This is a genomic window from Streptomyces sp. CRCS-T-1 (genome assembly GCF_024442335.1).
GTDB classification, from domain to species: domain Bacteria; phylum Actinomycetota; class Actinomycetes; order Streptomycetales; family Streptomycetaceae; genus Streptomyces; species Streptomyces koelreuteriae.
This window is the reverse complement of record NZ_CP101651.1, coordinates 7,458,042-7,480,706: the sequence shown is the minus strand read 5'-3', so window position 1 is coordinate 7,480,706 and position 22,665 is coordinate 7,458,042. Positions and strand designations below refer to the sequence as shown.

Annotated in this window: 21 protein-coding genes and 1 pseudogene; 5 read left to right on the top strand and 17 right to left on the bottom strand. The window is 69.9% G+C overall.

Annotated elements, in window-relative coordinates; all coding sequences use genetic code 11:
- Positions 1 to 104: 104 nt before the first annotated feature.
- The 5 genes from NNW99_RS33980 to NNW99_RS33960 all read right to left on the bottom strand — a co-directional run bounded on the left by NNW99_RS33980 (position 105) and on the right by NNW99_RS33960 (position 5,266).
- Positions 105 to 1,280, bottom strand: a complete 1,176-nt coding sequence (locus NNW99_RS33980; protein ID WP_215122974.1) for a mandelate racemase/muconate lactonizing enzyme family protein — start codon at positions 1,278 to 1,280, stop codon at positions 105 to 107.
- 70 nt (positions 1,281 to 1,350) lie between these two features.
- Complete coding sequence (locus tag NNW99_RS33975) at positions 1,351 to 2,583, bottom strand: MFS transporter (protein ID WP_215122973.1); 1,233 nt, start codon at positions 2,581 to 2,583, stop codon at positions 1,351 to 1,353.
- Positions 2,584 to 2,784: 201 nt separating this feature from the next.
- Positions 2,785 to 3,693: an SMP-30/gluconolactonase/LRE family protein gene (locus tag NNW99_RS33970; RefSeq protein ID WP_215122972.1), complete on the bottom strand. Its 909-nt coding sequence runs from the start codon at positions 3,691 to 3,693 to the stop codon at positions 2,785 to 2,787.
- A complete protein-coding gene (locus NNW99_RS33965; RefSeq protein WP_215122971.1) occupies positions 3,690 to 4,634 on the bottom strand; it encodes a sugar kinase in 945 nt (314 codons plus the stop codon). The genes NNW99_RS33970 and NNW99_RS33965 overlap by 4 nt, the downstream gene beginning before the upstream one ends.
- Positions 4,631 to 5,266, bottom strand: a complete 636-nt coding sequence (locus NNW99_RS33960; RefSeq protein WP_255961316.1) for a bifunctional 4-hydroxy-2-oxoglutarate aldolase/2-dehydro-3-deoxy-phosphogluconate aldolase — start codon at positions 5,264 to 5,266, stop codon at positions 4,631 to 4,633. The genes NNW99_RS33965 and NNW99_RS33960 overlap by 4 nt, the downstream gene beginning before the upstream one ends.
- Before the next feature lie 115 nt (positions 5,267 to 5,381).
- On the opposite strand from NNW99_RS33960, the gene NNW99_RS33955 reads away from it, so the two are divergent.
- Together NNW99_RS33955 and NNW99_RS33950 are read left to right on the top strand one after the other, a co-directional pair.
- Complete coding sequence (locus tag NNW99_RS33955; protein WP_215122970.1) at positions 5,382 to 6,146, top strand: SDR family NAD(P)-dependent oxidoreductase; 765 nt, start codon at positions 5,382 to 5,384, stop codon at positions 6,144 to 6,146.
- Positions 6,147 to 6,279: 133 nt separating this feature from the next.
- Positions 6,280 to 8,028, top strand: coding sequence for a DUF2264 domain-containing protein (locus NNW99_RS33950; RefSeq protein ID WP_215124549.1), 1,749 nt, complete (start codon positions 6,280 to 6,282; stop codon positions 8,026 to 8,028).
- Between the two features lie 286 nt (positions 8,029 to 8,314).
- Here the strand turns inward: NNW99_RS33950 and NNW99_RS33945 are convergent, their stop codons facing one another.
- Both NNW99_RS33945 and NNW99_RS33940 read right to left on the bottom strand, forming a co-directional pair.
- Positions 8,315 to 8,986 carry a snapalysin family zinc-dependent metalloprotease gene (locus tag NNW99_RS33945; protein WP_215122969.1) on the bottom strand — a complete coding sequence of 224 codons (672 nt, stop codon included), beginning with the start codon at positions 8,984 to 8,986 and terminating at the stop codon, positions 8,315 to 8,317.
- Positions 8,987 to 10,070: 1,084 nt separating this feature from the next.
- Positions 10,071 to 10,568: a hypothetical protein gene (locus tag NNW99_RS33940; RefSeq protein WP_215122968.1), complete on the bottom strand. Its 498-nt coding sequence runs from the start codon at positions 10,566 to 10,568 to the stop codon at positions 10,071 to 10,073.
- 46 nt (positions 10,569 to 10,614) lie between these two features.
- Here NNW99_RS33940 and NNW99_RS33935 point away from each other — a divergent pair, with 46 nt between their 5' ends.
- Positions 10,615 to 11,151 carry a dihydrofolate reductase family protein gene (locus NNW99_RS33935; RefSeq protein WP_215122967.1) on the top strand — a complete coding sequence of 179 codons (537 nt, stop codon included), beginning with the start codon at positions 10,615 to 10,617 and terminating at the stop codon, positions 11,149 to 11,151.
- Positions 11,152 to 11,166: 15 nt separating this feature from the next.
- Here the strand turns inward: NNW99_RS33935 and NNW99_RS33930 are convergent, their stop codons facing one another.
- From NNW99_RS33930 to NNW99_RS33920, 3 genes and pseudogenes are all read right to left on the bottom strand, one after another.
- Positions 11,167 to 12,144: a hypothetical protein gene (locus NNW99_RS33930; protein ID WP_251057999.1), complete on the bottom strand. Its 978-nt coding sequence runs from the start codon at positions 12,142 to 12,144 to the stop codon at positions 11,167 to 11,169.
- A 755-nt stretch (positions 12,145 to 12,899) separates the two neighbouring features.
- Positions 12,900 to 13,681 (bottom strand): annotated as a pseudogene (locus NNW99_RS33925) (transposase family protein).
- 298 nt (positions 13,682 to 13,979) lie between these two features.
- Positions 13,980 to 14,315, bottom strand: coding sequence for a helix-turn-helix transcriptional regulator (locus NNW99_RS33920; RefSeq protein ID WP_215122966.1), 336 nt, complete (start codon positions 14,313 to 14,315; stop codon positions 13,980 to 13,982).
- Positions 14,316 to 14,488: 173 nt separating this feature from the next.
- Between NNW99_RS33920 and NNW99_RS33915 the strand changes: the two genes are divergently transcribed.
- Positions 14,489 to 15,628: an FAD-dependent monooxygenase gene (locus tag NNW99_RS33915; RefSeq protein ID WP_215122965.1), complete on the top strand. Its 1,140-nt coding sequence runs from the start codon at positions 14,489 to 14,491 to the stop codon at positions 15,626 to 15,628.
- A 100-nt stretch (positions 15,629 to 15,728) separates the two neighbouring features.
- Positions 15,729 to 16,076, top strand: a complete 348-nt coding sequence (locus NNW99_RS33910) for a transposase family protein (protein WP_215124548.1) — start codon at positions 15,729 to 15,731, stop codon at positions 16,074 to 16,076.
- Positions 16,077 to 16,274: 198 nt separating this feature from the next.
- Here NNW99_RS33910 and NNW99_RS33905 read toward each other — a convergent pair whose 3' ends face one another.
- From NNW99_RS33905 to NNW99_RS33875, 7 genes are all read right to left on the bottom strand, one after another.
- Positions 16,275 to 16,460 (bottom strand): hypothetical protein, encoded by a 186-nt coding sequence (locus tag NNW99_RS33905; RefSeq protein WP_215122964.1) that lies wholly within the window; start codon positions 16,458 to 16,460, stop codon positions 16,275 to 16,277.
- A 140-nt stretch (positions 16,461 to 16,600) separates the two neighbouring features.
- Entirely contained in the window at positions 16,601 to 17,137 is a 537-nt protein-coding gene (locus NNW99_RS33900) for an RHS repeat-associated core domain-containing protein (RefSeq protein WP_251057998.1), read from the bottom strand.
- Between the two features lie 1,055 nt (positions 17,138 to 18,192).
- A complete protein-coding gene (locus tag NNW99_RS33895; protein ID WP_215122963.1) occupies positions 18,193 to 19,089 on the bottom strand; it encodes an SMP-30/gluconolactonase/LRE family protein in 897 nt (298 codons plus the stop codon).
- A gap of 15 nt (positions 19,090 to 19,104) precedes the next feature.
- Positions 19,105 to 20,079, bottom strand: a complete 975-nt coding sequence (locus tag NNW99_RS33890; RefSeq protein WP_215122962.1) for a sugar kinase — start codon at positions 20,077 to 20,079, stop codon at positions 19,105 to 19,107.
- Positions 20,076 to 20,705, bottom strand: a complete 630-nt coding sequence (locus NNW99_RS33885) for a bifunctional 4-hydroxy-2-oxoglutarate aldolase/2-dehydro-3-deoxy-phosphogluconate aldolase (protein ID WP_215122960.1) — start codon at positions 20,703 to 20,705, stop codon at positions 20,076 to 20,078. The genes NNW99_RS33890 and NNW99_RS33885 overlap by 4 nt, the downstream gene beginning before the upstream one ends.
- 41 nt (positions 20,706 to 20,746) lie before the next feature.
- The gene (dgoD, locus tag NNW99_RS33880; RefSeq protein ID WP_215122959.1) at positions 20,747 to 21,892 is read right to left on the bottom strand and encodes a galactonate dehydratase; all 1,146 of its coding nucleotides are present in this window, start codon (positions 21,890 to 21,892) and stop codon (positions 20,747 to 20,749) included.
- Complete coding sequence (locus tag NNW99_RS33875) at positions 21,889 to 22,635, bottom strand: FadR/GntR family transcriptional regulator (RefSeq protein WP_215122958.1); 747 nt, start codon at positions 22,633 to 22,635, stop codon at positions 21,889 to 21,891. Before NNW99_RS33875 ends, dgoD begins: the two co-directional genes overlap by 4 nt.
- Between the last annotated feature and the right edge of the window lie 30 nt (positions 22,636 to 22,665).

Here is a 22,665-nt window from a genome sequence, read left to right as displayed (position 1 = left end):
TGCGATCTCCTTTGAAAGCCAGGTGTCTGAGAGGCGGATGGAGGAAGTACTTCGCTGCGGCGCCCGGCCGTCCCGTGGCCGGACGCCGCTGACCCGGCGGTGGGTCAGAACCGGGCGATTGTGTAGCGGTCGACGACGTCGTCGTCGATCTCGGCGCCCAGGCCGGGAGCTTGGGGGACCGTCAGCGCGCCGTCCCTGAACTCGGGCGGGTCGGTGAGGATGCGCTCGCGGATCGGGTTGGGCAGGCGGTTGTACTCGTAGGTGCGCAGGTTCGGGGTGGCCGCGCAGAGCTGCAGCGCCGCGCACAGGCTCACTCCCGAACCGACGCCGTGCGGGGCGATGTCGACGTGGAACGCCGAGGCGAGGGCGGCGAGCCGGGTGGCCTCCGTGAAGCCGCCGCAACGGGCGACGTTCGGCATGAAGACGTCGATGGCCCGGTTCAGCAGCGAGTCGCGCAGGTCGAAGCGGGTGAAGTGCGTCTCGCCGTTGACGATCGTGAGGCCGGTACGGCGGCGCAGCTCGCCGAGGTTGGCCAGGTCGTCGACCTGGAGGGGCTCCTCGTACCAGGAGATGCCGAGGTCGCGCAGGACGCCGCCGACGCGGGTGGCCTGGTCGAGGTCGTACGCGCAGTTCACGTCGGTGAGGATGTCGATGTCCTCGCCCACCGCTTCGCGGACGGCGGTGAGATGGGCGCGGTCCGTGCGCTCACCGCGGCCGATCTTGACCTTGAGGGCCTTGAATCCTTCCTCGACGAATCCGAGGGCCTGGCGGGCCGAGTCGGCGGGGTCGGCGTGCAGGGCGACCGGGCTGGCGTAGCAGTCGATCCGCTCCCGGACCGGGCCGCCGAGGAGGCGGTGCACGGGGACACCGGCGAGCTTGCCCCGCAGGTCCCACAGGGCGAGGTCGATCCCGGCCAGGGCCTCCAGGTAGAAGCCGCGGTTGTGTCCGCCGGCCGCCTGGCCCTGGTAGAGGCGCTCCCAGACCGCGGTGGTCGCGAGGGCGTCCTGGCCGATGAGGAGCGGTGCGAGGACGGTGGTGACGACGGTCGCGGTGACCTGGGGGGAAGGGAGCCCGTAGCACTCGCCGATGCCGACCGTGCCGTCCTCGGCATGGACCTTGACCAGCGTGGCGTACTGGCCGCGCCGTGGCAGGACGAGGTGGCTGGAGGCCGGGTAGCGCAGCCAGTCGGGCACGTCGTCCGGTGAGTCGTAGAGCTCGTCGAAGCTGGCGGACAGGGCCAGGGCCTCGATCTTGGCGATGCGCACGGGGTGCGAGGACATGAGGTGGTTTCTCCAGTGGATCGTGCCGCCGGGCGGGTGGGCGGCCGCCCGGCGTCGGTGCGGGTGCCGGTCAGTCGCGGGCGGTCTCGCGCCCGGTGAAGACCGCGACGAGGGTGACGACGCAGCCGGCGACGACGTACAGGGCGACCGGGGCGGTCGAGCCCGTCGAGGCGTGCAGGGCGGTGCCGATGAAGGGAGCGGTGCCGCCGAAGAGCGCGCCACCGATCTCACGGCCGGTGCTCACACCGCTGAAGCGGACCTTGGCGTCGAACTGCTCGGCCACCAGGGCGGCCTGGGGCCCGAAGACCATGTCCTTGCAGATCGGCATCGCGATGACGTAGGCGAGGAAGACCAGCGGAGTGCTGCGGGTCTCCAGGAGCTGGAAGAAGGGATGGACGAACGCGGCGGTGGCGAGCAGGCCGAGGGCGACCGTCTTCCGCCGGCCGATCTTGTCGGAGACCAGCCCCCACAGTGGGATCGCCCCGATCTCCAGGGTCGCGGCGAGGGCGATGGCCCACAGCAGTGTGGACTTCGGGATGTCCAGCGTGCTGGTGGCGTAGGCGAGTGTGAACGCCTGGATCAGGTAGCCCCACACGAACCCGGAGACGGTGATCCCCATGGTCCGTACGACCGCGCCGGGCTGGGTACGCAGGGTGTGCAGCAGCGGGAAGCGGACCTTGTCGTCCTGCTCCTCCAACTCGGCGAAGACGGGCGTCTCCTCGATACCGCGGCGGGCCCACACACCGAAGATCACCAGGCCGAAGCTCAGCAGGAACGGGATGCGCCAGCCCCATTGGAGGAAGGCGTCCTCGGGAAGCAGGGAGATCAGGCCGAAGACGGCGCTGGCCAGGACGAAGCCCGCTCCGGTGCCCATCGCGGGGATCGCTCCGTACAGGCCGCGCCGCCCCGGTGGGGCGTTCTCCACGGTCAGCAGAGTCGCCCCGGCGAACTCGCCGCCGACCGCGATGCCTTGGGCGATGCGCAGGACGATCAGCAGGATCGGGGCCCCGACGCCGATCATCGCGTGTGTGGGCAGCATGCCGACCAGCGCCGTCGACAGGCCCATGACCAGCATCGTGACCAGCAGGACGTACTTGCGGCCGACCCGGTCGCCGATGTGGCCGAAGACGATGCCGCCGACGGGGCGGGCCGCGAAGCCCACCGCGAAGGTGGCGAAGGAGGCGAGGGTCGCGCCGGTCGACGACGACCCGAAGAACAGCGGGCCGAAGACCAGCGCCGAGGCCAGGCCGTAGAGATTGAAGTCGTACCACTCCATCACCGTGCCGACTGTGCTGGCGACCATCGTGCGCCGCCGGCCGGCGGGCTCCGGCCGGCTCACCGCCGGGGATCTGGGGGTCGAGAACGTGCTCATGGGGACGTACACCGCCTAGAGAGGAAGACCGGACGCCAGGAAGAACATCCAGCGAAGGCTGAAGGTATTCCGTATACGAAATAACGTCCAGAGGTGCGGCGGGAAATTTTTCAGCTTGTGACCGGCGGGGCTCTACGGCTCGGCCGGGGCATGAGCCGGCCGCGTCGCCCCGAACGGCAGCGCCGGTGGCGCCGTCACGGCGGTCGCGCTGGCGAGCACGGCACCGTCGAGCAACCCCGGCCTCTCCAGACGATGCAGAGCCGTCGTCACATACATCCGGCCGCCGCCGAAGGCGATGCTGCTGACGTGGGGCGTGGGCAGGCGCACGGTGCGTAGACGCCTCCCGTCCGGCCCCAGACACAGGACGCGTCCCCCGCCCCAGAGCGCCACCCACAGGTTGCCGTGATCGTCGACCGTCATGCCGTCGGGACGGCCCTCAGCGAGCGTGAATTCGGCGAACGGCTCGGGCGGGCCCAGCGCACCCGTGACAGGGTCCGCCGCATAGCGCGTGATGGTGCCGCGGGCGCTGTCGGCCAGGTACATGAGCCGTCCGTCCGCGGTGAAGGCAGGCCCGTTGGGGACGGTGAGACGGTCGAGCACCTCGTGGACCGTGCCGTCGGGATCAGTGCGGTAGAGCGAGCCCGCGTCCCGTGCGGCGTGGACCTCCATGCTGCCGGCCCAGAACCGGCCCGCCGGATCGCAGACTCCGTCGTTCATCCGCATGGCCCGGTCGGCTCTGTCGCCGGGCCGCGCCAGCCACTCCGGTGCGCCGCGGCCGTCGGTCAGCGCGATGCCGACGCCGGCCGCGACGATCCAGCCCCGCCTTCGCCCGACGGCGGCAGGCGCCACCGCCCCCAGCGGCACACCGAGACCGAGGACTTGCTCCGGCCTGCCACCGGAGCTCTCCCGGCAGCTGTACAGGTCGCCGCGGAGAAGGTCGACGAAGAACAGCCGGCCGTCGAACCATCGGGCGCCTTCGGCGAGTTGATACCGGTCCGCGACACAGGGCCGCCACCGCCTGGCGACCCTTGCCGCCCTCATCGGAGCGTGCTGCCCGGAACGGCGTGCACCAGCCCGAGCTCTTCCCGCACGGGAAGCCCTTCCCAGTCTCCTCGGGAGGCGACCGCGAACGCGCCCAGGGTCACAGCGCGTTCGAGGCGCCGGTCGATGGGCTCGCCGTCCAGGAGGGCCGAGAGATAGCCGGCCACGAAGGCGTCCCCGGCCCCCACCGTGTCCTCCACGGGCACGTCGAGGGCGGGGCGGGCAACGGCACCCGAGGCGTTGAAGACTTCGGCGCCTTCGGCCCCCCGCTTGACGACGATCTCCCGGACACCGCACGCCAGAAGGGCCTCCACCTGCTGCGCCTCGGTCACGGTGCCGCCCGGCGCGGCCAGGGCTAGTTCGTCGTCGGACGCCACCAGGATGTCGGCCTGCGCCGCGAGCGGGCGCAGTGCGGCGGTGGCCGTCTCCCGGGACCAGAGCTTGGCGCGATAGTTCACGTCCAGGCAGAGCGTGGCTCCGCTCGCCCGCACGGCCGACACAGCTGTGCGCACGGCCCGTAGAGGTCCGTGGCCCAGGGCCGCGGTGATGCCGGTCATGTGCACGACCCTGGCCCCCTCGCGCAGGGGTGCCTTGAGGTGCCGGGGAGTCAGCCGCGAACCGGCGGACCCGGACCGGTGGTACGACACGCGGGTGACATCCGCGATGCGGGATTCGAAGACGGCCAGCCCGGTGGGCCCTTCGGCCTGCTCCACGTTCGCCACGTCGACGTTCTCGGCGCGCAACGTGCGCAGCACGAGCGCTCCGAACTCGTCACGGCTCGTGCATCCCACCCAGCGCGCACGGTGGCCGAGGCGGGCGAGGCCTATCGCGACATTCACCTCGGCTCCGGCGACGGACATGTGCAGCGCTCCGCCGCTGCGGATCGGCCGGTCGGCGCGCAGCGTGACCAGCGCTTCTCCGAAGGTCAGTACGTCGGTCATGCCACCACCCCGGTCAGGGCACGGAAGGCGCGCACCCGTCCGGCGAGTCCGCTGGAATCGCCGTCGGCGGCTCGCCCCACGAGCGGGGAGCCGACACCGACCGCGACGGCGCCCGCTTCCAGGTACTCGCGTGCTCGGACGACGTCGACGCCCCCGACGGGCACGAACGGAACGTCGGGGAAGGGCGCCCGGAGCGCGCGCAGCAGCTCCACCCCGCCGACCGCCCCGGCCGGGAAGAGCTTCACCGCGGTGGCGTCCTGCGCGAGCGCGGCCGCGACCTCCGTGGGTGTCACCGCGCCCGCGAGGACGGGCAGTCCGAGTGCGCGCGACGTGCCGACGGCGTCACTGAGGCCGGGTGTGACCACGTACCCCGCGCCCGCCTTGGCCGCCCGCCAGGCGTCCTCGGATGTCACCACGGTGCCCGCCCCCAGGAGCGCCTCCGGCCCGAGGACACTGCGGGCCTGTTCGATCACCCACACCGCGTCCGTGCCGCTCAATGACACCTCGATGAGCGGAATCCCGGTCCGGGCGAGGGTCAGGACCGTGGCGAGCGCCGCCTCGGGGTCCGCCCCGCGGACGATGGCCATGACCCGTTGGGTCTGCAGGGCGAAAAGGAAGTCGTGTGGTCGCACGGATGCCTCCGAGGCACGATTGAGGGAGTTTCGTAGATCGTATACTCTTCCCCTCCGACTTCAACCCTCCTCGCCCTGCCCGGGGACACGGACAGCTACCTGTGAGGCACCGCCCATGACCCGTACCGCCTTGATCACCGGAGCGGCCGGAGGTATCGGCCGCGCCATCGCCGCTCGCTTCGTCGCCGACGGCTTCCGCGTCGTGGGCGTCGACATCACGGACCCCGAACTTCCGGGTGTCACCTATCGACGCGCGAACGTGACCGACGCCGCGGAGGTGGTCTCGGCGGTACGCGTGGCGCAGGCGGCGAGCGGCGCCGTGGACGTCCTGGTCAACTGTGTCGGCATCACCGAGGGCCGGCCGCTGCACCGAACCAGCCTGGAGGAGTGGAACTCCGTCATGACAGTCAATCTGTCATCGGTCTTCCTGTACGTACGCGAGGTCCTGCCCGCCATGATGACGGCGGGAACCGGTGCCGTGATCACGGTCGGCTCCGTCCTGCACCGGACGGCCGCACCGGGTCTTCCCGCCTACGCGGCGTCCAAGGGCGCCATCGCCGCACTCACCCGCCAACTCGCCGTCGACTACGGCCAGTACGGCATTCACTTCGCCACCGTCTCCCCCGGATGGGTCCGGACGCCGGCCACCGAGTCCCGGCTGGACGGCGAGCGCGATCTGGAACGGCTGCGTCAGAGCAATCCCCTGAGGCTGTTGTGCGAGCCCGAACAGATCGCGAACACGGTCGCCTTCGTCGCCTCACCGGACGGGGCGATGCTGACGGGCAGCGAGATCGTCCTGGACGCCGGCGCGTCGGCCGTCAGCCCCGCGAGCCTGCTGCGGGACGCGCACCGGACGCGGATGGGGCTTCCTCCTTTGTGAGGCCTTGTGAGGCCTTGTGAGGGCGGTACGACCCCCGGGGCGCCCGCTGGAGGAAAGGAGGAGACGTCCCACCGCGGCACGACAAGACCATCCCGACGGCCACCGCCACCCCGGAAGGAATGCGACCACAGTGATCGAACTGCCCGCCGATGACCGCGAGTCCAGCCCGTACACCGGCTACACCCGTGCTCACTGGGAGGCCGCGGCCGATGCCCTGCTCGCCGCCGTGGCACCGTACGCCACCGCCGACCGCGCCCTCTATCACCTGCCCGGCAGCCATGTGAGCCAGGCGGGCCGCCTCTCCGACGGCCTGGAGGGGTACGCCCGCACACTGCTGCTGGCCGCCTTCCGTCAGGACGAGACCCTTCTCGGCCGCTACGCCGAGGGCCTCGCGACCGGCCCCGGCGGCGTATGGCCGCGGATCGAGGACCACAGCCAGCCGCTTGTCGAAGCCGCCTCGATCGCTCTCGCCCTGCGGCTGACCCGGCCGCTGCTGTGGGACCGCCTGGAGCAGCGGGTGCGCGAGCGGACGGCGGACTGGCTGTCGGACGCGCTCACCGCAGAACCCCGGCCGAACAACTGGGAGTTGTTCCCCGTCACCGTCGGCGGCTTCCTCCAGGAGATCGGCCACCGGCCGGACGCGGCGCGCCGGGCGATCGATCGGGGCCTGGAACGCATCGAGGACTGGTACCGGGGCGACGGCTGGTACACGGACGGCGACGGCCGGAAGTTCGACTACTACAACGGCTGGGCCATGCACCTGTACCCGGTCCTGCACGCATGGCTGGCCGACGACAGCGCACTGCTCTCCCTGTACGGCGGACGGCTGTCCCAGCACCTCGAGGACTACGCCCGGCTCTTCGGCGGCGACGGCGCCCCCGTGTTCCAGGGCCGTTCCCTGACCTATCGCTTCGCCACGACGGCCCCGCTCTGGCTCGGCGCGCTGACCGGGCACACTCCGCTGTCCCCGGGCGAGACACGACGACTGGGCTCCGGCGCCCTGCGGTACTTCCTGGACGGCGGGGCGGTCGACGAGCGAGGTCTCCTGCCACTCGGCTGGCTCGGTCCCGACGAGTCGCTCGTACAGACCTACTCGGGCCCGGCCTCCCCCTACTGGGCGAGCAAGGGCTTCCTCGGCTTGCTGCTGCCGCCGGACCACGAGGTGTGGACGGCACCGGAACAGCAGGCCCAGGTCGAGCGTGCCGACCGGGTCACGTCCCTGCCCGCGCCCAACTGGCTGCTGGTGTCGACCTGTTCGGACGGCCTGGTACGGCTGCACAACCACGGCAGCGAGGACACCCGCTACGCGGCGTTGTACACCCGTCTGGCCTACTCGACCGCGACCGTGCCGGCACCGTCGTACGACAACAGCGTGTTCGTCGGCGGGGACGCCACCCGGACGGAGATCGAGCCGCTCGGCACGGGTGAGGGGTGGATCGCCTCCCGGCACACCGTGCGCGACGGCATCACCGTGACCAGCGTGGTCCTCGCCGAGGGGGCGGTGGAGGTACGGGCCTTTCTTGTCGCCGGTGCGCCGCCGGGTACGCGGGTGCGGCTTACGGGATGGGCGCCGCGGGAGGGTTTCAGGGCCGAGCTTGTGCCTGCTATCGGCCTGACCGGCACCCTCGCAGGGGTCGAAGGGGTCACGGGGGTCGAGGGGGTCACAGGGAAGGGGGACGCCCTGTTCGTCGCTTTGGCCCGACTGACCGCCGATCCGGATCCGTTGCCGCATCCGTTGCCGTTGCCGCTGCCGCTGCCGCTGACCGAGCTGGTGTCCGTGCGAGCGGACGGCGTCGGCGGGCTCGAGGTCCACTGGAGCGGTCGAGCCGGGATCGGGGTACGGCTGGACGCATCGGGCGTGGACGTCACTGTGCGCGAATGAGGGCTCTGCGCGGCAGGCTCGGAGCAGGACAGCCACTGCAAGAGTCCCGAACCATACCGTGGGCACCCCCACGGCGATCTCGCGCTCGTCGGCACTTGCCGACGGCTCTTCTCGTCGTGGACGGGGACCTGTTCCGGCACCGCCGGCCACACGTCGGCCGACTGCACCGGAACAGGTCACGCCGGCTGAAGGATCGGCCGGCCGTCCGAGGGGCGGGGCCCGGCCTGCGCTACGCGCGCCGGACTAGGTGCGCTCCTCGGTGGCCGGCAACGCCGGATCCCCTGGATCAGCGGTCAGTTGCGGCGAGCCACTGCTCCCACTCGTTCTGGCCCTGGGCCCACTGCCGGTCGACCTCGTCGGCCTCCTCCGCGCTGGGCTTCGCGTTCTTGCAGTCGGCCGGCGCGGAGCCGCCGGACATCAGATCCGAGCACTGGCCTGTGCGGTTGTCCGGCAGACCAAGGATGTGACCGGTCTCGTGCGAGGTGACCCGGGTGGAGCTGAACTCCTTGGTCTGCTCGAAGTCCAGGAAGATGTAGCCCTTGCCGTTGCCTTCGACCCTCGCGTGCGACCCCTGGGGGTCATTGCCCTCGCGGTAGGTGAAGTCAGGATTGCTGCCCTCCTTCAGCTCCACGTTGTCCACGGCCGCGTTCCATATTGCGGCGCTGCGCTTGATCTGCTTGCGGAAGTGCGGGGCGTCCTTGGCGCTGTAGGTGACGGTGACGGCGGCGGCCGTGCTCTTCGTCGTGTTCTCCTTCTTCGCCAGGGCTGACTTCAGCACGGCCTGGATGAACGCGTCGGTGTCGGCCTTGTCGTCCTTGCCCGCGGTGTAGAGGTCGGTCGCCGCCGGCTGCCCGGATCCGTCACCCGACGTGTCGGGGGACGCGGATGCGATGGACAGACCGGAGGCGAGGAGGCCGACGCCCAGAGCCGTGGCGAGCGCCAACTTGGGGAGCTTCATGTGTGGGGTTCCTTGTAGTTCGCGCGCAGTGCGTGGGAGAGGGTCGCAGGATCCCCAGCGCCCTTCCCCTGCCCGCGCGTTCTGGCAGTTTCCACAGAGGAGGACTGGCAGTCGGGCAGGGGATCCCGCAGCTTTACCCATGCTTTACCCGTGGAGGTGGGCCGAACTGTCAATCAGCGCAGGTCAGTTGAACATTTCGCTCCACCGAGTTTCGCGCTGGCGCGGAGGCAGGAGCCTTGTCCCTCAACGCGTACTCGCTCACGCCGCCCGTCGACAGGCAGCGCTCGGCGCCGCCCGGCCCAGATGAATGAATCCGATGCTCTGCCGACCGCGACCATGCTCGAACAGCACGGCGGCCGAACACCAGCAGGAGTCTTCGCCCGCACCCGACAACGACTCGCCCTCGCCGTCGGCATCTGGAGGATCAGCCCCTCGGGGCGGGCATGATGCCCGCGCCTCGGAGGGCTCTTGGCCTCTGGCTGCTGCAGCCCTGCGCGACCCGGAGGCCGTCGATCTCGACGATGATCGCCAAACGCAAACAGCGGGCCGGTCCAAAGGCAGGCCGCCAGCCTTCGAGAAGACCGCCACCGTCTACCTGGCCGCACTGCCCATCGCGGCCGTCTTCATCTGGTCCGCCCGAGGATCCAGAAGAAACGGCCTAGGTCATCCGAGGAAACTCAACCGCACCTGACGGTTGGGATTGTCCCTATTGGTGTCCGCCAACCTCCGCAAGGACAACCCCGACCCTACTCACCAGCGCAAGCGCTCCGCGCGACGTCACACACTCCGGATCCTGTCTCAGCATCGACGCCACCGCACTGGCGGAGGTTGCAGTCCAGCTTCCCGCCGTCGAAGCCGCGGCTGTCCTGGCCCACCGTCCCGGCGCCCTCTACGGACTGGGAGTCCAGGATCACCGCGACGGTGCCGGGATTGAGGCCGTCGTGGGTTCGGATCATCGTGCAGCTCGGCATGGATACGGGCCATTGTTCCGTTCGCCCGCCATCGCTGGAACAATCCGTAGACCGTCCGCCAGGGGATGCCGAAGTCGACGGGAACGGACCTCCTTAGGTGGAATCGAGCCGAGCTAGTAGTACGGCCGATTGCAGAGGAAGCAGCCGTCCCAGAGCGGGAGCGCGCTGAGGACGCGGTGCCGCACGCACGAGGCCATCGCGGCCTCGTCCGGGCCAGGGAAGCCACGAGCGGCGCTGCTGTCGGCGGGCGGGGTGCAGGACTCCACCAAGGTTGCGAAGCGGTGCAGGTAGTCATGCACGCGGGGCGGGTGGTAGCCCAACTCGCTCCAGCGATGTCCGCTCGCCGCGAGTGCTGTGGCACGCAGCACGAAGTCCTTCGCGCGGGCGCGTTCCCGCTCCGTCGCACCCCAGTCGAACTCCGCCAGGTCGAACCCGACGGCACCGCGCCCCATGACGTTCTGGTCCTGCAGGGTCAGCAGCGCCGCGAAGCGGAAGTCCCAGTCCTCGGAAGCGAGATCAGACACGGCCAGCATCAGCACGTCGATGAACACCGCGGTGGCGCCATTGGACAGATCCAGGTCGTGGCTACCGCCGGAGAAGATGTTGCTCACCGACCTATGATGCGATCCCGGCCCTCCACATGCTTGGAGAGGACGCATGACGGATGCGAGCAGCGGCAAAGTGGTCGTGAACAGGGTGATGTCCCTCGATGGGTTCATCGCCGGTCCCGGCCACACGATGGACTGGATCTTCGAGCACATGACGTCGGCGACATTCCCGGAGGTCATGGCGGCCACGGGCGCCATGCTCATCGGCCGGGGCACGTTCGAGGTCGGCAAGCGCATGTCCGACGAGAACACCGACTACGACGGCGGGGCGCATTTCGTCCTCACTCACCGCCCGCCCGACGAGCCGGACCCCAACGTCATCTTCCTCACCTGCGACATCGAGGAAGCCGTGGCCACGGCACGCCGCGCCGCCGGCGACAAGAACCTGGAGATTCTCGGAGCCGACGTGGCCGCCCAGTGCCTGCAGCGCGGCCTCGTCGACGAGATCCTCGTGTACGTGCTGCCAGTGCTGCTCGGCGACGGCGTCCGCTTCGCACCGCCGGGCCTCGACCGGATCGACCTGGAACCGTTCAGCAACGTCCAGTCGGGCGGGGTCACCATGCTGCGCTTCCACGTGCACAGGTAGGCACGGTCGCAACTACTAGCCTGCTGTCACGGCCCCCTTCTCGTGGGACACGTTCTCCATCACGAGGCTGACCGCGCCCCGTGCGCTGTCAACGGGATCGCCTTCTGGCTGCACAACGCGTATCTGCGGCGCTGTCAGGACGTGATGACCGTGCGCAGCAGGAAGCCGGTGGGCGTGCCGGAGTTCAGCGTCGGACCGCCACGGCCTCCGTGCGGAGCGTCGGCGTTCAGCGCCGGGCTGCCGCGGCCGCATCCTGGCCGCGGCCGCGGCCAGGATGCAGTGCAGGACAGGGACCGGGATCGCCGGGTTGGTGACCGCTGCGGATGCCGTGTCGCGGTCGTGCAGCAGCCCGGCCAGGACGCGGGCTGGCAGCCGCGGACTGCGCACCGCGGTGTCGCGGACGTAAGCCTCCGGGTCGTTCAGCAGCCGCACCGCGTCGGCCGGTGACAGCCGGGGGTCCTCAGCCGCGCGGCGGCGCACCTCGGCTTCGGGATCCCGTGCCAGGCGTGCGACGTCGGCCGGTGTCGACTCCGTATCGTCCAGAGCCAGGCGGCGCATCCGCCCGCTGGGGTCGTCGGTGTAGCGCAGCAGGCCCACACGGGGGAAGTTGGGGTGGTTGCGGGGCCGGCCGGGGTGGCTGAAGCTGCCGTCCCACCAGCGCCAGACCTCCAGCAGCATGTCGGCCGGCGCGTCCTCGCACGATTCGGCGAGGAACAGGCGGACCGCCCGGTCCTCGTCCCGCGTCAGGCGCGCCACGACATCCGGTGGGAGGTGCCGGGCCCGGGCCACACTGCGGCGGACCAGCGGGTGGGACGACGCGGCCAGACGGCGCATCGCGTCGGCGTCGCCGTGGAGGTTCTCGACCCAGGGCAGGGTGTGCGACATCGACGTGGCGTCGAAGTCGTAGTGCATCGCGGCACGTTGTTCCTCGGTGAGGTCGGGGCGCAGCGCCACCGCGGAGCGGATGTCGTCCTGCGGGTCCTGTGCCAGCACGGCAACGCCGTGCTGGCACAGGCACGGGTTTGGCGGCCAACGCCCGACGCACCTCCGCGTCCCCGTCCCGGACGAGCTCCGCCTCCAGCTCGGGCGCGAGGCGGCACCGTTCGAGCGCCCGCCGCCGGTCGGGCAGGGCGGCGAAAACCTCGCGAGGCATGGGTACGCCGACGTGGTGGGCGAGCAGCGCAGCCGTTCGCACCACGTCGTCGGTGTCGGCCAGCAGCCGCTCCCGCAGCGGCGCAGCGAGGCCCTCCCACCGGGCACAGGCCGCCGCCCGCACCCGGGGATCAGCGTCGGCCGCGAGGCCAGGGAGGTTCAGGGAGTGAGAGGAACCGCGCAGTGGAGCCCCCTGCCGGAGTCCGGCAGTCAGGAGCCAGGGCAGCGCCAGACGATGCTGACGCCGCCCGAGCTTGCCGGTGATGGAGTTCAGCGTGCCCTCCGGTTCGTGAATGAACCCGGTGTCGACGTCGTTGGTGGTCGTGGAGGTCAGGCCGAGTGCGGTGTGGTGGAACCAGGTCGAACCCAGCTTGGTGCGCTCGGAGTTGTCCGTGCGGAGAGCTGGTTGCAGTCCGTCCACGTCTCGTTCGTGCGGGCGGTGGTGCTCGCACCTGCCGTCTTGATCTGTAAGTCTTGTGTCAGGAGCGGGTCTTCCGATGGGCTGAGAAGGCGAAGACCGCCAGAATCACTCCACCTGCCGCTGCGATTACTCCGAGCACAATCGGCACGGTGTCGCCAGTGAGCCTTTTCCAACCTCAGTTTGTGCATGTCAGGTGCAGGGTGAGGACGGCCTGGACGAGGCTGGTGATACGGCTGGTAGAGCATCGCAGTTTGCGCATGAGTCGCCAGGTTTTGAGGGTGGCCATGGCCTGTTCGACGAGGGCACGGACCTTCGCGTGTGAGCAGTTGACGGCCCGCTGACCAGGGGAGAGAGTCTCCCAGCGCCCCCAGTAGGGAACTCGCACGGTGCCGCCGGCGCCCCGGTAGCCCTTGTCGGCCCAGCAATCCACCCCGGCCTCCGCCAGGGCACCGATGATGCCGTGGGTTCGCGCGGCCTTGATGTCGTGGACAGATCCCGGCAGCGCGGGCGAGGCCACAGCAACCGTCCCGCCGGGTCGGCGATCACCTGCACGTTCATGCCGTGCTTCTTATGTTTCCCGGAGTAGAAGGGTCGGTCGGCGGCGATCCGGCCGATCGGCAGCAACGTGCCGTCCAGGATCACGAACGCCTTGCCGGAGGCTGTCCTCACCGCCTCGGCGAGGGTTGGAGCCAGAGCGGCCAGGATGTCGACGGCCTCGGCGATGTACCGGTAGGCGGTGGTGGTGCCCACGCCGAACCCGGCGGCGAGCTGGGCGTAGGTATGGCCGCATCGTAGATGAGCCAGCACGAGCAGCGCCTGCCGTCCGGCGGCCGGCCGGCGACATCGTGTCCCTTGCGCAAGACGACGTGCGGTCAACTCACGGGCGAGGAAGCGCAGAGCGGAGGTGGGCAGATCGACCCCGGCTGGGTAGACGAGCGTGCGGAAAGCTCCTGGCAGGATGGCTTGGACTCGACACGCACCCCTCTACCAGGAGCTTCTCTACGCCCGGGCCTCGCCCTCCCCCCCCAGTGGCCCTGCTCCGCACGCAGGTTGAGGAAACCTCAGTGGGTGTGGGCGTGAGGGAGTATGCGGAAGAGTCCGGCGCCGATCACGAGCGCGGGACGGTGGTCGAAGCGACACCGATCCATTCGTGTCCGCGTCGTACTCGGCTGCCTGCGAGCCGGGCGCGGGCTGGATCCGGTCGAGCTCGCGGCTCAGGGCCGACTCGGACTCCTTCCGGTGTGCTCAGCTGTGTTCAGCGAGGAGCAGTACCGCCCGGGGACTCTGCACCCAGGAGCGTGAGCAGCCCGGGGAATCTCTTCTCGATGTCCGCGCGTCGTAGTCGGATGCCCTTGCGGTTGCCGTAGTCGATCTCGTCAATGAGACCTGCCTCGCGCAGGACCCGGAAGTGGTGGGTCTGGGTCTGCTTCGAGATCGGAAGATCGAACGAGTTGCAGCCCCGCTCGCTGTCGCTGCGGTCGGCGGACAACTGCGTCATCACCGAACGACGGTGCTCGTCGGCGAGGGCACGAAACACCGCACCCAGATCGAGCGCATCGGCCTCCGGGCCGACCAGGTTCCTCCCGGCCACGCGGCACCCCCTTCAGGTATGACTTGCATCGTACCTGAAGGACGCGCTTCTCTGATGAGGTACGAAATTGATCGTACCTTGGTCCGGTTGCACCGCCCCGTGCCGCCGCTCCCTCAGACCCGGCCCGGCACTCGCCGGGCACCTGGTCATCGACACTCCGAGAGGTCATCGTCATGAAGAAGCCCGAGGTGCTGATAGTCGGTGCCGGAATCGCAGGGCCCGCACTCGCCTACTGGCTCTCCCGGAATGGATTCCGGCCGACAGTCGTCGAACACGCCCGGCAGCTGCGCTCCGGTGGTAGCGCGATCGTCGTGAAGGGGCCCGCGATCCCGGTCGCCGAGCGCATGGGCATCCTCCCGCAGCTCCGCGAGCTCGCCACCCGCAATCGGTCGCTGACCCTGCTCGACCCCGGCGGCAGGCGAATCCTGCAACTCCCGCTCACCTCGGACAAGGCGCCGACGGTCGAGGTGACCCGATCCGACCTGTCTGAGCTGCTCCACCGGTCGGCGCAGACCGAGGCCGAGTTCCTGTTCGACGACACGGTCACCGCTCTCGACCAGGATGAAGGCGGGGTGGACGTCACCTTCCGGCGGTCCGCGCCACGGCGCTTCGACTTGGTCATCGGCGCCGACGGGATGCACTCCACCGTACGGCGCCTGGTATTCGGACCCGAGCGGCAGTTCGCGAGCGACCTGGGCCTGTACGGCGCGACCGTCCCGCTGGAACCCGACGCCATCGAGGACCCGAGCGAGATGACGATGCTGACCGTGCCGAACCGGATGCTGGTCGTCCACCCCTCGCGGACCACCCCGCTCGCGATCTTCACCTTCCGGGCCGCACAGCCGGCGCCCCACGACCGCAAGAACATCGCCCTTCACAAGCAGACCGTGGCCGACGCCTACGCCGACGTGCGGTGGCGGGCACCAGAACTCGTGGCGGCGTTCCTCGACCACCCAGCTCCGTTCTTCGACCCCCTGACCACCATCCGGGTGCCCTCGTGGTCCCGCGGACGGGTCGTACTGCTCGGAGACGCGGCGGCGACAGCCCTACTGGGCGACGGGTCCAGCATGGCGATGACGGGCGCGTACGCCCTCGCAGAAGAGCTCGCTGCCCATCCCGGTGACCACGCCCGCGCCTTCGCCGCCTACGAGTCGCGGCTCCGCCGTGAGGTAGGCCCGCGGCAGCGACGCGTCGGTCTGCTCTCCAGGCTCATGGTGCCCCGCACCCGGCCGGGCCTCGCGGTGCGCAACGCGGTGGGCCGCGCGGTCGGTCGCAAGAACCGGATCGCCTCTCGCGAAGCCGCGAACCGGTAGACCGAGCCCGCACCGACCGGTCACCGGCCGGTGCGCAGCTCCCCTATAGCTCCCAACCGGGTCGGCGCCGCCATGTCCGACGAACCCGGCGTGGTAGGCCATCGCCGATGCGGCAGGCCGACTGCTGTCGGCCTCACCCACCGTTCCCGGCGCTCGCCACGACACCGGTGCTGTCGGTGACTACACCACCCGCGACGCGGAGGTGAAGTGCTGGACGGACAAGGCGTATCAAGGCGCCGGCGGCACCACCCGGGCGCACTTCCGCGGCCTGCGTATCAAGCTGCGACAACGTCGGCACAACAGCACCCACGCCCGGATCCGTTGCCTCGGCGAGCAAGCCATGGCCGCTCTGAAGGGCTGGCACCTCGCGCGGAAACTCCGCTGTAGCACCAACCGAGTCACCGCCATCGTGAAGACCATCCCCGCCCTTCGTCACGCCTCAACCTGAGGTTGGAAAGGGCTCAGTGAGTGATCCAGCAACGCACGCACATATTCCGCCGGTGATCGAAATTGCGGGAAAGATTCGTACTCTCCTGATCGCATTGCTCAACGACGCGTCCCTCCCGCGTATCCCAGAGCCCTATCCGAATTCGCGGCCAGCTGATGGGTCGGGAGTCAGCCGTTACCGACCACTACCAACTCGCTCTCACCTTCTCTGCCTATGGCGGGAAATGGCCATGGTGGTCAGTGCCAGCCCTCCGAGAGCGGCAAGAATTCCGGCGCCCACTAGTACATAGTTCTGATTGAGGACGCCCAGGATGATGCAGAACAGTCCAAAGGCGGTGCCGATTACTACGAATATTGTCAACTTCTTGGCCGGGCTGATGGACATGGCACCCTTCTCTTCTACGTTCCGTGACGAACGGCTTGCGCCAGAAGCGCCGTCGAGGACAGTCCGGAGACGGAGCCACCGCTCGACGACGCTCCCTGTGGCTCCTGTTGCCTTAAGCCTTGATTCCTCTCATGCGCTTGTTACCCATAGGAGATGATGTCTGCCCCAATCAAGGCTGCCCCTGCACCCGCGCCACAGGCGAGGACCCCGGCCGCCACACCACCTGGCGCTCCGAAGAAGCCCGTCGCCGCTGTGAGAATTCCGGATTCACCCGCAGCCCCGACTCCAGCAAGACATCCTGTGGCAGCGCTGAAGATCTTCTCCCCTGTATCGAGAGCGTCGGACAGGCTGAAGAGTCCTGTGGGATCGCTGTTGTTGATGAAGTCGCCGGCGGCGTAGAGGTACGGGTTCTTCTCCTGGCCGGAGGGGTCGGGCTGGGTGAAGCGGCCGAGGGTGGGGTCGTAGTAGCGGTGGCCCATCTTGTACAGGCCGGTCGGGTCGAGGTAGGCGCCGGTGTAGCGGTGCGGCTGGGGGGTGGCCTCGGTGGTGGTGCCGCGGGGCAGGCCGGTGGGGCCGTAAGCGTAGGTGTGGGTGCGCTTGCCCGCATCGTCGACGAGGCCGAGGACGTTGCCCGTGGCGTCGGTGAGGTAGTAGGAGGACTTCCCCCCAGTCGTCATGGAGTTCAAGGTGCCCGCCGGTTCGCGGATGAATCCGGTGTCGACGCCGTTCGTGGTCGTGGACGCCAGACCCCGCGCGGTGTGGTGGAACCAGGTCGAACCCAGCTTGGTGCGCTCGGAGTTGCAGGTGCCGCGTGGACCAGGTCGTAGGTCTTGCCGCCTGCGGTGATGCCGGACAGTTGGCTGTAGTCGGTCCAGGACTCGCCTGTGCGGGCGGTGCCGCTCGCCGCGGCGGTCTCGTTGCCGAGCTTGTCGTAGGACCAGCCCGTGGTGGAGCCGTTCCTGCCGGTGAGTTCCGAGGCGTTGTCGTAGGTGTACGTCGTGCCGCGGGGGCAGGCGCTCTTACTGCCGTCCTGGGAGGTGAGGTTGCCGGCCTTGTCCCAGCAGTACAGCCACGACGCCTTGCGGGCACCCGCTGAGTCGGCCTCCAGGGCGTAGCGCAGCCGGTCCTGGGAGTCGTAGTCGTAGGTGGTCTTGTACTTGGTGAGGTTGTCGGTGCGGGTGCGGATCTTGGTGGTGTCCTTGCCCGCGGTGTTCTTGTAGCTGTACGACAGGTCGATCAGCGCGGTCGTACCCGAGGTGGTCTTGATGGCTTCGGGGCGGCCGTTGTCGTCGATCGTGAGCGACTGTGTGGTGCCGCCGGGGTAGACGGTCTTGGTGCGCTTGTCGTTGTCGTTGTAGTCGAAGTCGGTCTTCTTGCCGTCCGGGGCGGTCAGGTAGTCCAGGCGGCCGGCCTTGTCCCAGGTGTAGTCGGTCTTGCCGGTGGGGTCGATTCCTCGGGGACCCTGAAGTAGTCCGCCAACAGCACGGCGGAGTCGGCGAACCGTCCGGGTTCCAGAGACTCTTCTTCATGTGTCGAGGGGTTCTCCGGCATGGCCGAGGACCTCTGCGTTCTGGTCAAGCAAAGGCAGGCGGAAGAGTATCGGTGCATGGCCTGCAACATCCGGTCGGCATGGAGCGGAAAGCTCGAAGCAAGCGGGTGAAGCTGGCCCATCTCGACATCCGGAAACCGAGCGACCTCAACTCGCAGCCTCCGCGCTGTACGCCGTGGGTCCCTATCGCGAGGCCGGGATCTCCCCGTGCCAGGAACAGGCATCCCGACCCTTGGCTGGTGCGGGAGCGCTGAGCACCGCTCCCGAAGCCGGCGTCGGGTCCTTCAGCCCGTGCTGGGCCGTGGTGATCAGGATGCGGAGGTCCGAGGGGTGCAGGCATACGGAGGTGGGTTGAGGAGCGGGCAAGGTCAGGGTGTGGAGCAGACGGCCGGTGGGATCGTAGCGGCGGACCGCGCCACCGCCCCACATCGCGACCCACAGGCAGTCCTCGTCGTCGACGGTCATGCCGTCGGGGCTGCCCTCTTCTCCACGGAAGCGGACGAAGGTCTCCGGGCCGGTGAGGTCACCCGTCGCAGGGTCGACCCGGCAGCGGTGGATGATTCCGGCGGCGGTGTCCGCGAGGTACAGGGTCCTGCCGTCGGCCGTGAACGCCGGGCCGTTGACGATGGTCAGGCCGTCCAGCACCCGGACGACCGTACCGTCGTGATCCGTGCGGTACAGCGAACCCGCGCCGGGGGTGCCGTCGTAGGCCATGCTGCCGGCCCAGAAGCGACCGGCGGGATCCGCGACGCCGTCGTTCATCCGGCTGGGGAGAGGGGTGCGGTCCTCGGGACGGTCCAGCCATTCCACCGCGCCGTCGGCGCTGAGCAGTGCGATCCCGGTGCCCGCGGCGGCGATCCATGCGTCCGGCCGGTGGCGTACCGGGGCGACCGCGCCAAGGGGCACGTCCAGCCGGGCCAGTTGGCGCGGTACCTGGCCCGCTCCGTCGCGCAGTTCGAAGAGCCGGCCGCTCAGAATGTCCACGTACACGTACCGGTCGCCGACCCGGCGTCCCCCTTCGGCGAGTTCGTAATCGCCCTGGACGGTGACCGTCGTCGTCGCCTCTGCGGCAGCTGCCATGGTCGCTCTCCTCCGTCAGCGGATGGTGGTGCCGTCCGGCTCGTCGAGCAGGCCGAGTTCGTCCCGCGTCGGCAGGCCCTCCCAGTCGCCCCGGGTGGCGACGGCGAAGGCCGCGGTGGTGACGGCCCGGTGCAGGCGGGCCGGGACGGTGGAGCCTTCGAGATGTCCCGACAGGTATCCGGCCACGAAGGCATCGCCCGCGCCGACCAGGTCGACCGCATCCACCATCCGCGCCGCGCAGTCAGCTGTCTCGTGGGCGGTGTAGGCGGTCGCTCCGCGCGCGCCGCGCTTGATGACCACCTCGGTGACACCTTCGTCCAAGAGCCTGCGCACACCCTCGGATTCGTCCGCGGCGGGTTGCTCCAGTGCCGGCGACAGTTCGTCCTCAGAGGCGATGAGCAGGTCGGTGCGGGCCAGGAGTGGCCTCAGAGCCGTGCGGGCACGGTCGGCGGTCCACAGCCGCGACCGGTAGTTGACGTCGAGGCACACGGTGATGCCCGCCTCACGGGCTGCCGTGGCGGCGGCCACTGCGGCCTCGGCGGCCGACGGGCTGAGCGCGGGCGTGATACCGGTCAGGTGCAGGACACGGGTACCGGGGGTCAGCGTGGGCAACACGTCGGCCGGTGACACGGCCGACCCCGCGGAGCCGGCGCGGTAGTAGCTGACGCGGGTCAAGGTGCCCAGGCGGGGTTCGGTCAGCAGCAGTCCCGTGGGGCGGCCGGTGTCATCGGTCACCGCGTGGCCGACGTCGATGTTCTCGGCGCGGAGTGTGCGCAGCACCAGCGCGCCGAGTTCGTCGGCACCGACCCGGCCGGCCCATCGCACCCGGTGTCCGAGCCGGGCGAGGCCGATGGCGACGTTGGATTCGGCTCCCGCGATGGACAGTCCGAGGCTGCCGCCCAGCCGCAGTGCGCCGCCGGCTCGTAGCGCGGCCATCGTCTCGCCGAAGGTCACGACGTCCGGTGCGGCGCCGTCGGCCGGTGCCGTCATGGCGTCTCCCCCGCTATCACCTTGCGGAACTCGGCTGCACGGACCCGGAGTCGGCCCAGGTCGCCGCCGTTGCCTGCGTCCCCGACGAGGGGCGAGCCCACACCGACGGCGACCGCACCCAGGTCGAGATAGGCACGTGCTGCCGAAGCGTCCACTCCTCCGACAGGCACAAAGGGCACGTCTGGGAACGGGTCGCGCAGGGCCCGAAGATAGTCCGGTCCGCCGAGGGAGCCGGGGAAGAGCTTGATCGCGTCGGCTCCTCGGGCGAGGGCGGCTTCGATCTCGCTCGGCGTCAGGGCGCCCATCAGCACGGGTACGTCGCTGACCTCGCTCGATCCCAGGCCGTCGACGAGTGCCGGCGTGACGAGGTACGAGGCGCCGGCGTCCACGGCGCGTTCGGCGTCGGCGACCGTGCGCACGGTTCCGGCGCCGATCAGCGCGTCCGGACCGAGTTCGGCGCGCGCCTGCTTGATCACCGCCAGGGCGTCGGTGGTGGTCAGGGAGACCTCGACGGCCTCGATGCCCTCCTCGACGAGGGTGCGTACGGTGCGCAGGGCGGCGCCAGGGTCGTTGCCGCGCACGATTGCCAGCAGGCGATGCTTTCGGAGTGCTTCCACGAGGTTCACGGTGTGAGGTTCTCCTGCGGTGCGAAGTTCAAGGCGGGGCTTCACCATTCGGTGAACGCCCCGTCGGCGCCCCGCCATACGGGGTTGCGCCAGCGGTGCCCGGTCTCGGCGGCGCGGCGTACGGCCTTCTCGTCGATCTCGACGCCGAGCCCGGGGCGGGACCCCCGGGCGGCGTAGCCGTCCTCGAAGCGGAAGGGCTCGGGGTCCATCACGTACTCCAGCAGGTCGCACTGCTGGTTGTAGTGGATGCCCATGCTCTGCTCCTGGATGAGGAAGTTCGGCACGGAGAAGGCGATCTGCAGACTCGCGGCCAGGGCGATCGGGCCGAGGGGGCAGTGCGGAGCCATGGCGACGTCGTGCGTCTCGGCCATGGCCGCGATGCGGCGGACCTCGGAGATGCCGCCGGCGTGCGACAGGTCGGGCTGGGCGACGGCGATGCCGCTGGCCAGTACCTCGCGGAAGTCCCAGCGGGAGTAGAGGCGTTCGCCGGTCGCGAGCGGGATGCTCGTGGACTCGACGAGGCTGCGCAGGTGGCCCGAGTGTTCCGGCAGGACGGGTTCCTCGACGAACAGCGGGTGCAGGGGTTCGAGGAGGGGCAGCAGACGGCGTGACATGGCGGTGGAGACACGGCCGTGGAAGTCGACGGCGATGTCCCACTCGTCGCCGAGCACCTCGCGGACGGCCGCGACGCGTTCGACGACCTCGGCGGTGCGGGCCGGGGTGTCGATCGGGGCGAGTTCGGCCGAGGCGTTCATCTTCACGGCGGTGAAGCCCGCCTTCATCTGCTCCTCGGCCAGCTCCGCCACGTCACTCGGCCGGTCGCCCCCGATCCAGGCGTACATCCGCACGCGGTCCCGCACCGGGCCGCCGAGGAGACGGTGCACGGGAGCGCCGTAGGTCTTGCCGGCGATGTCCCACAGGGCCTGGTCGATGCCGGCGACGGCGCTGGAGAGGATGGGCCCGCCACGGTAGAAGCCGCCCTTGGTGAGAACCTGCCAGTGGTCCTCGATACGCAGCGGGTCGCGGCCGACGAGGTAGTCGGCCAGCTCGTGGACGGCGGCGCGCACGGTGTCGGCGCGTCCCTCGACCACGGGCTCGCCCCAGCCGGTGATGCCCTCGTCGGTGGCGATGCGCAGGAACAGCCAGCGCGGGGCGACCAGGAACGTCTCAAGTCCGGTTATCTTCAAGGAGTTTCCTCCGGCACGGCGTCGGTGTCGGCTTCGTCGAAGGTGTCCTGCGACTGCACGGCCGCCAGGTCCTGGGACGCCTGGGCCAGGAGTGATGCGACGGCGGCCACGGCGGCGTCCGGGTCGCCCGCCTCGACCGCGTCCAGCAGTTCCCGGTGCACGGGTATGGAGTCGGAGAAGTGCCGGGCGCCGTGCACGATCCGGTCGCGGACGCGCAGCCCGGCCTCGATGACGACCTCCATGCGGCTCAGGAGTTCGTTGTGCGCGGCATCCAGCAGGGCACGGTGGAAGGCCAGGTCCGCCTCGACCATGGCGTCCGCGTCCGTCCCCGCCGCCGCCATCGCGTCCAGCGCCCGCCGCATCGCGTCCAGGTCGGCGTCGGTGCGGCGGCCCGCGGCGAGCCGGGCCCCGGCGGGCTCGACGATCGCGCGGACCTCGGCGAGGTCCTCCAGGAAGCCCTCCGTCGGAGCGCTGCTGCCCTGCCAGCGCAGCAGATCACTGTCGAGCAGGTTCCAGTCGGCCCGGGGCCGGATGGTCGTACCGCGCTTCTGCTTCGACTCCAGCAGGCCCTTGGACGCCAGCACCCGCATCGCCTCGCGGACCACGGTCTTGCTGACCCCGAGTTCCGTCTCCAGTCCGACCGGGTCCACCACGGAGCCCGGAGGGTAGTCGCCGCGGATGATGCGCCGGCCCAGCTCCTCCACGGCCTGGCCGTGCAGCCCCTTACCGGGATGGGTCACCACGTTCTCCGTTTCCGTTCAGGTCCAGAACCG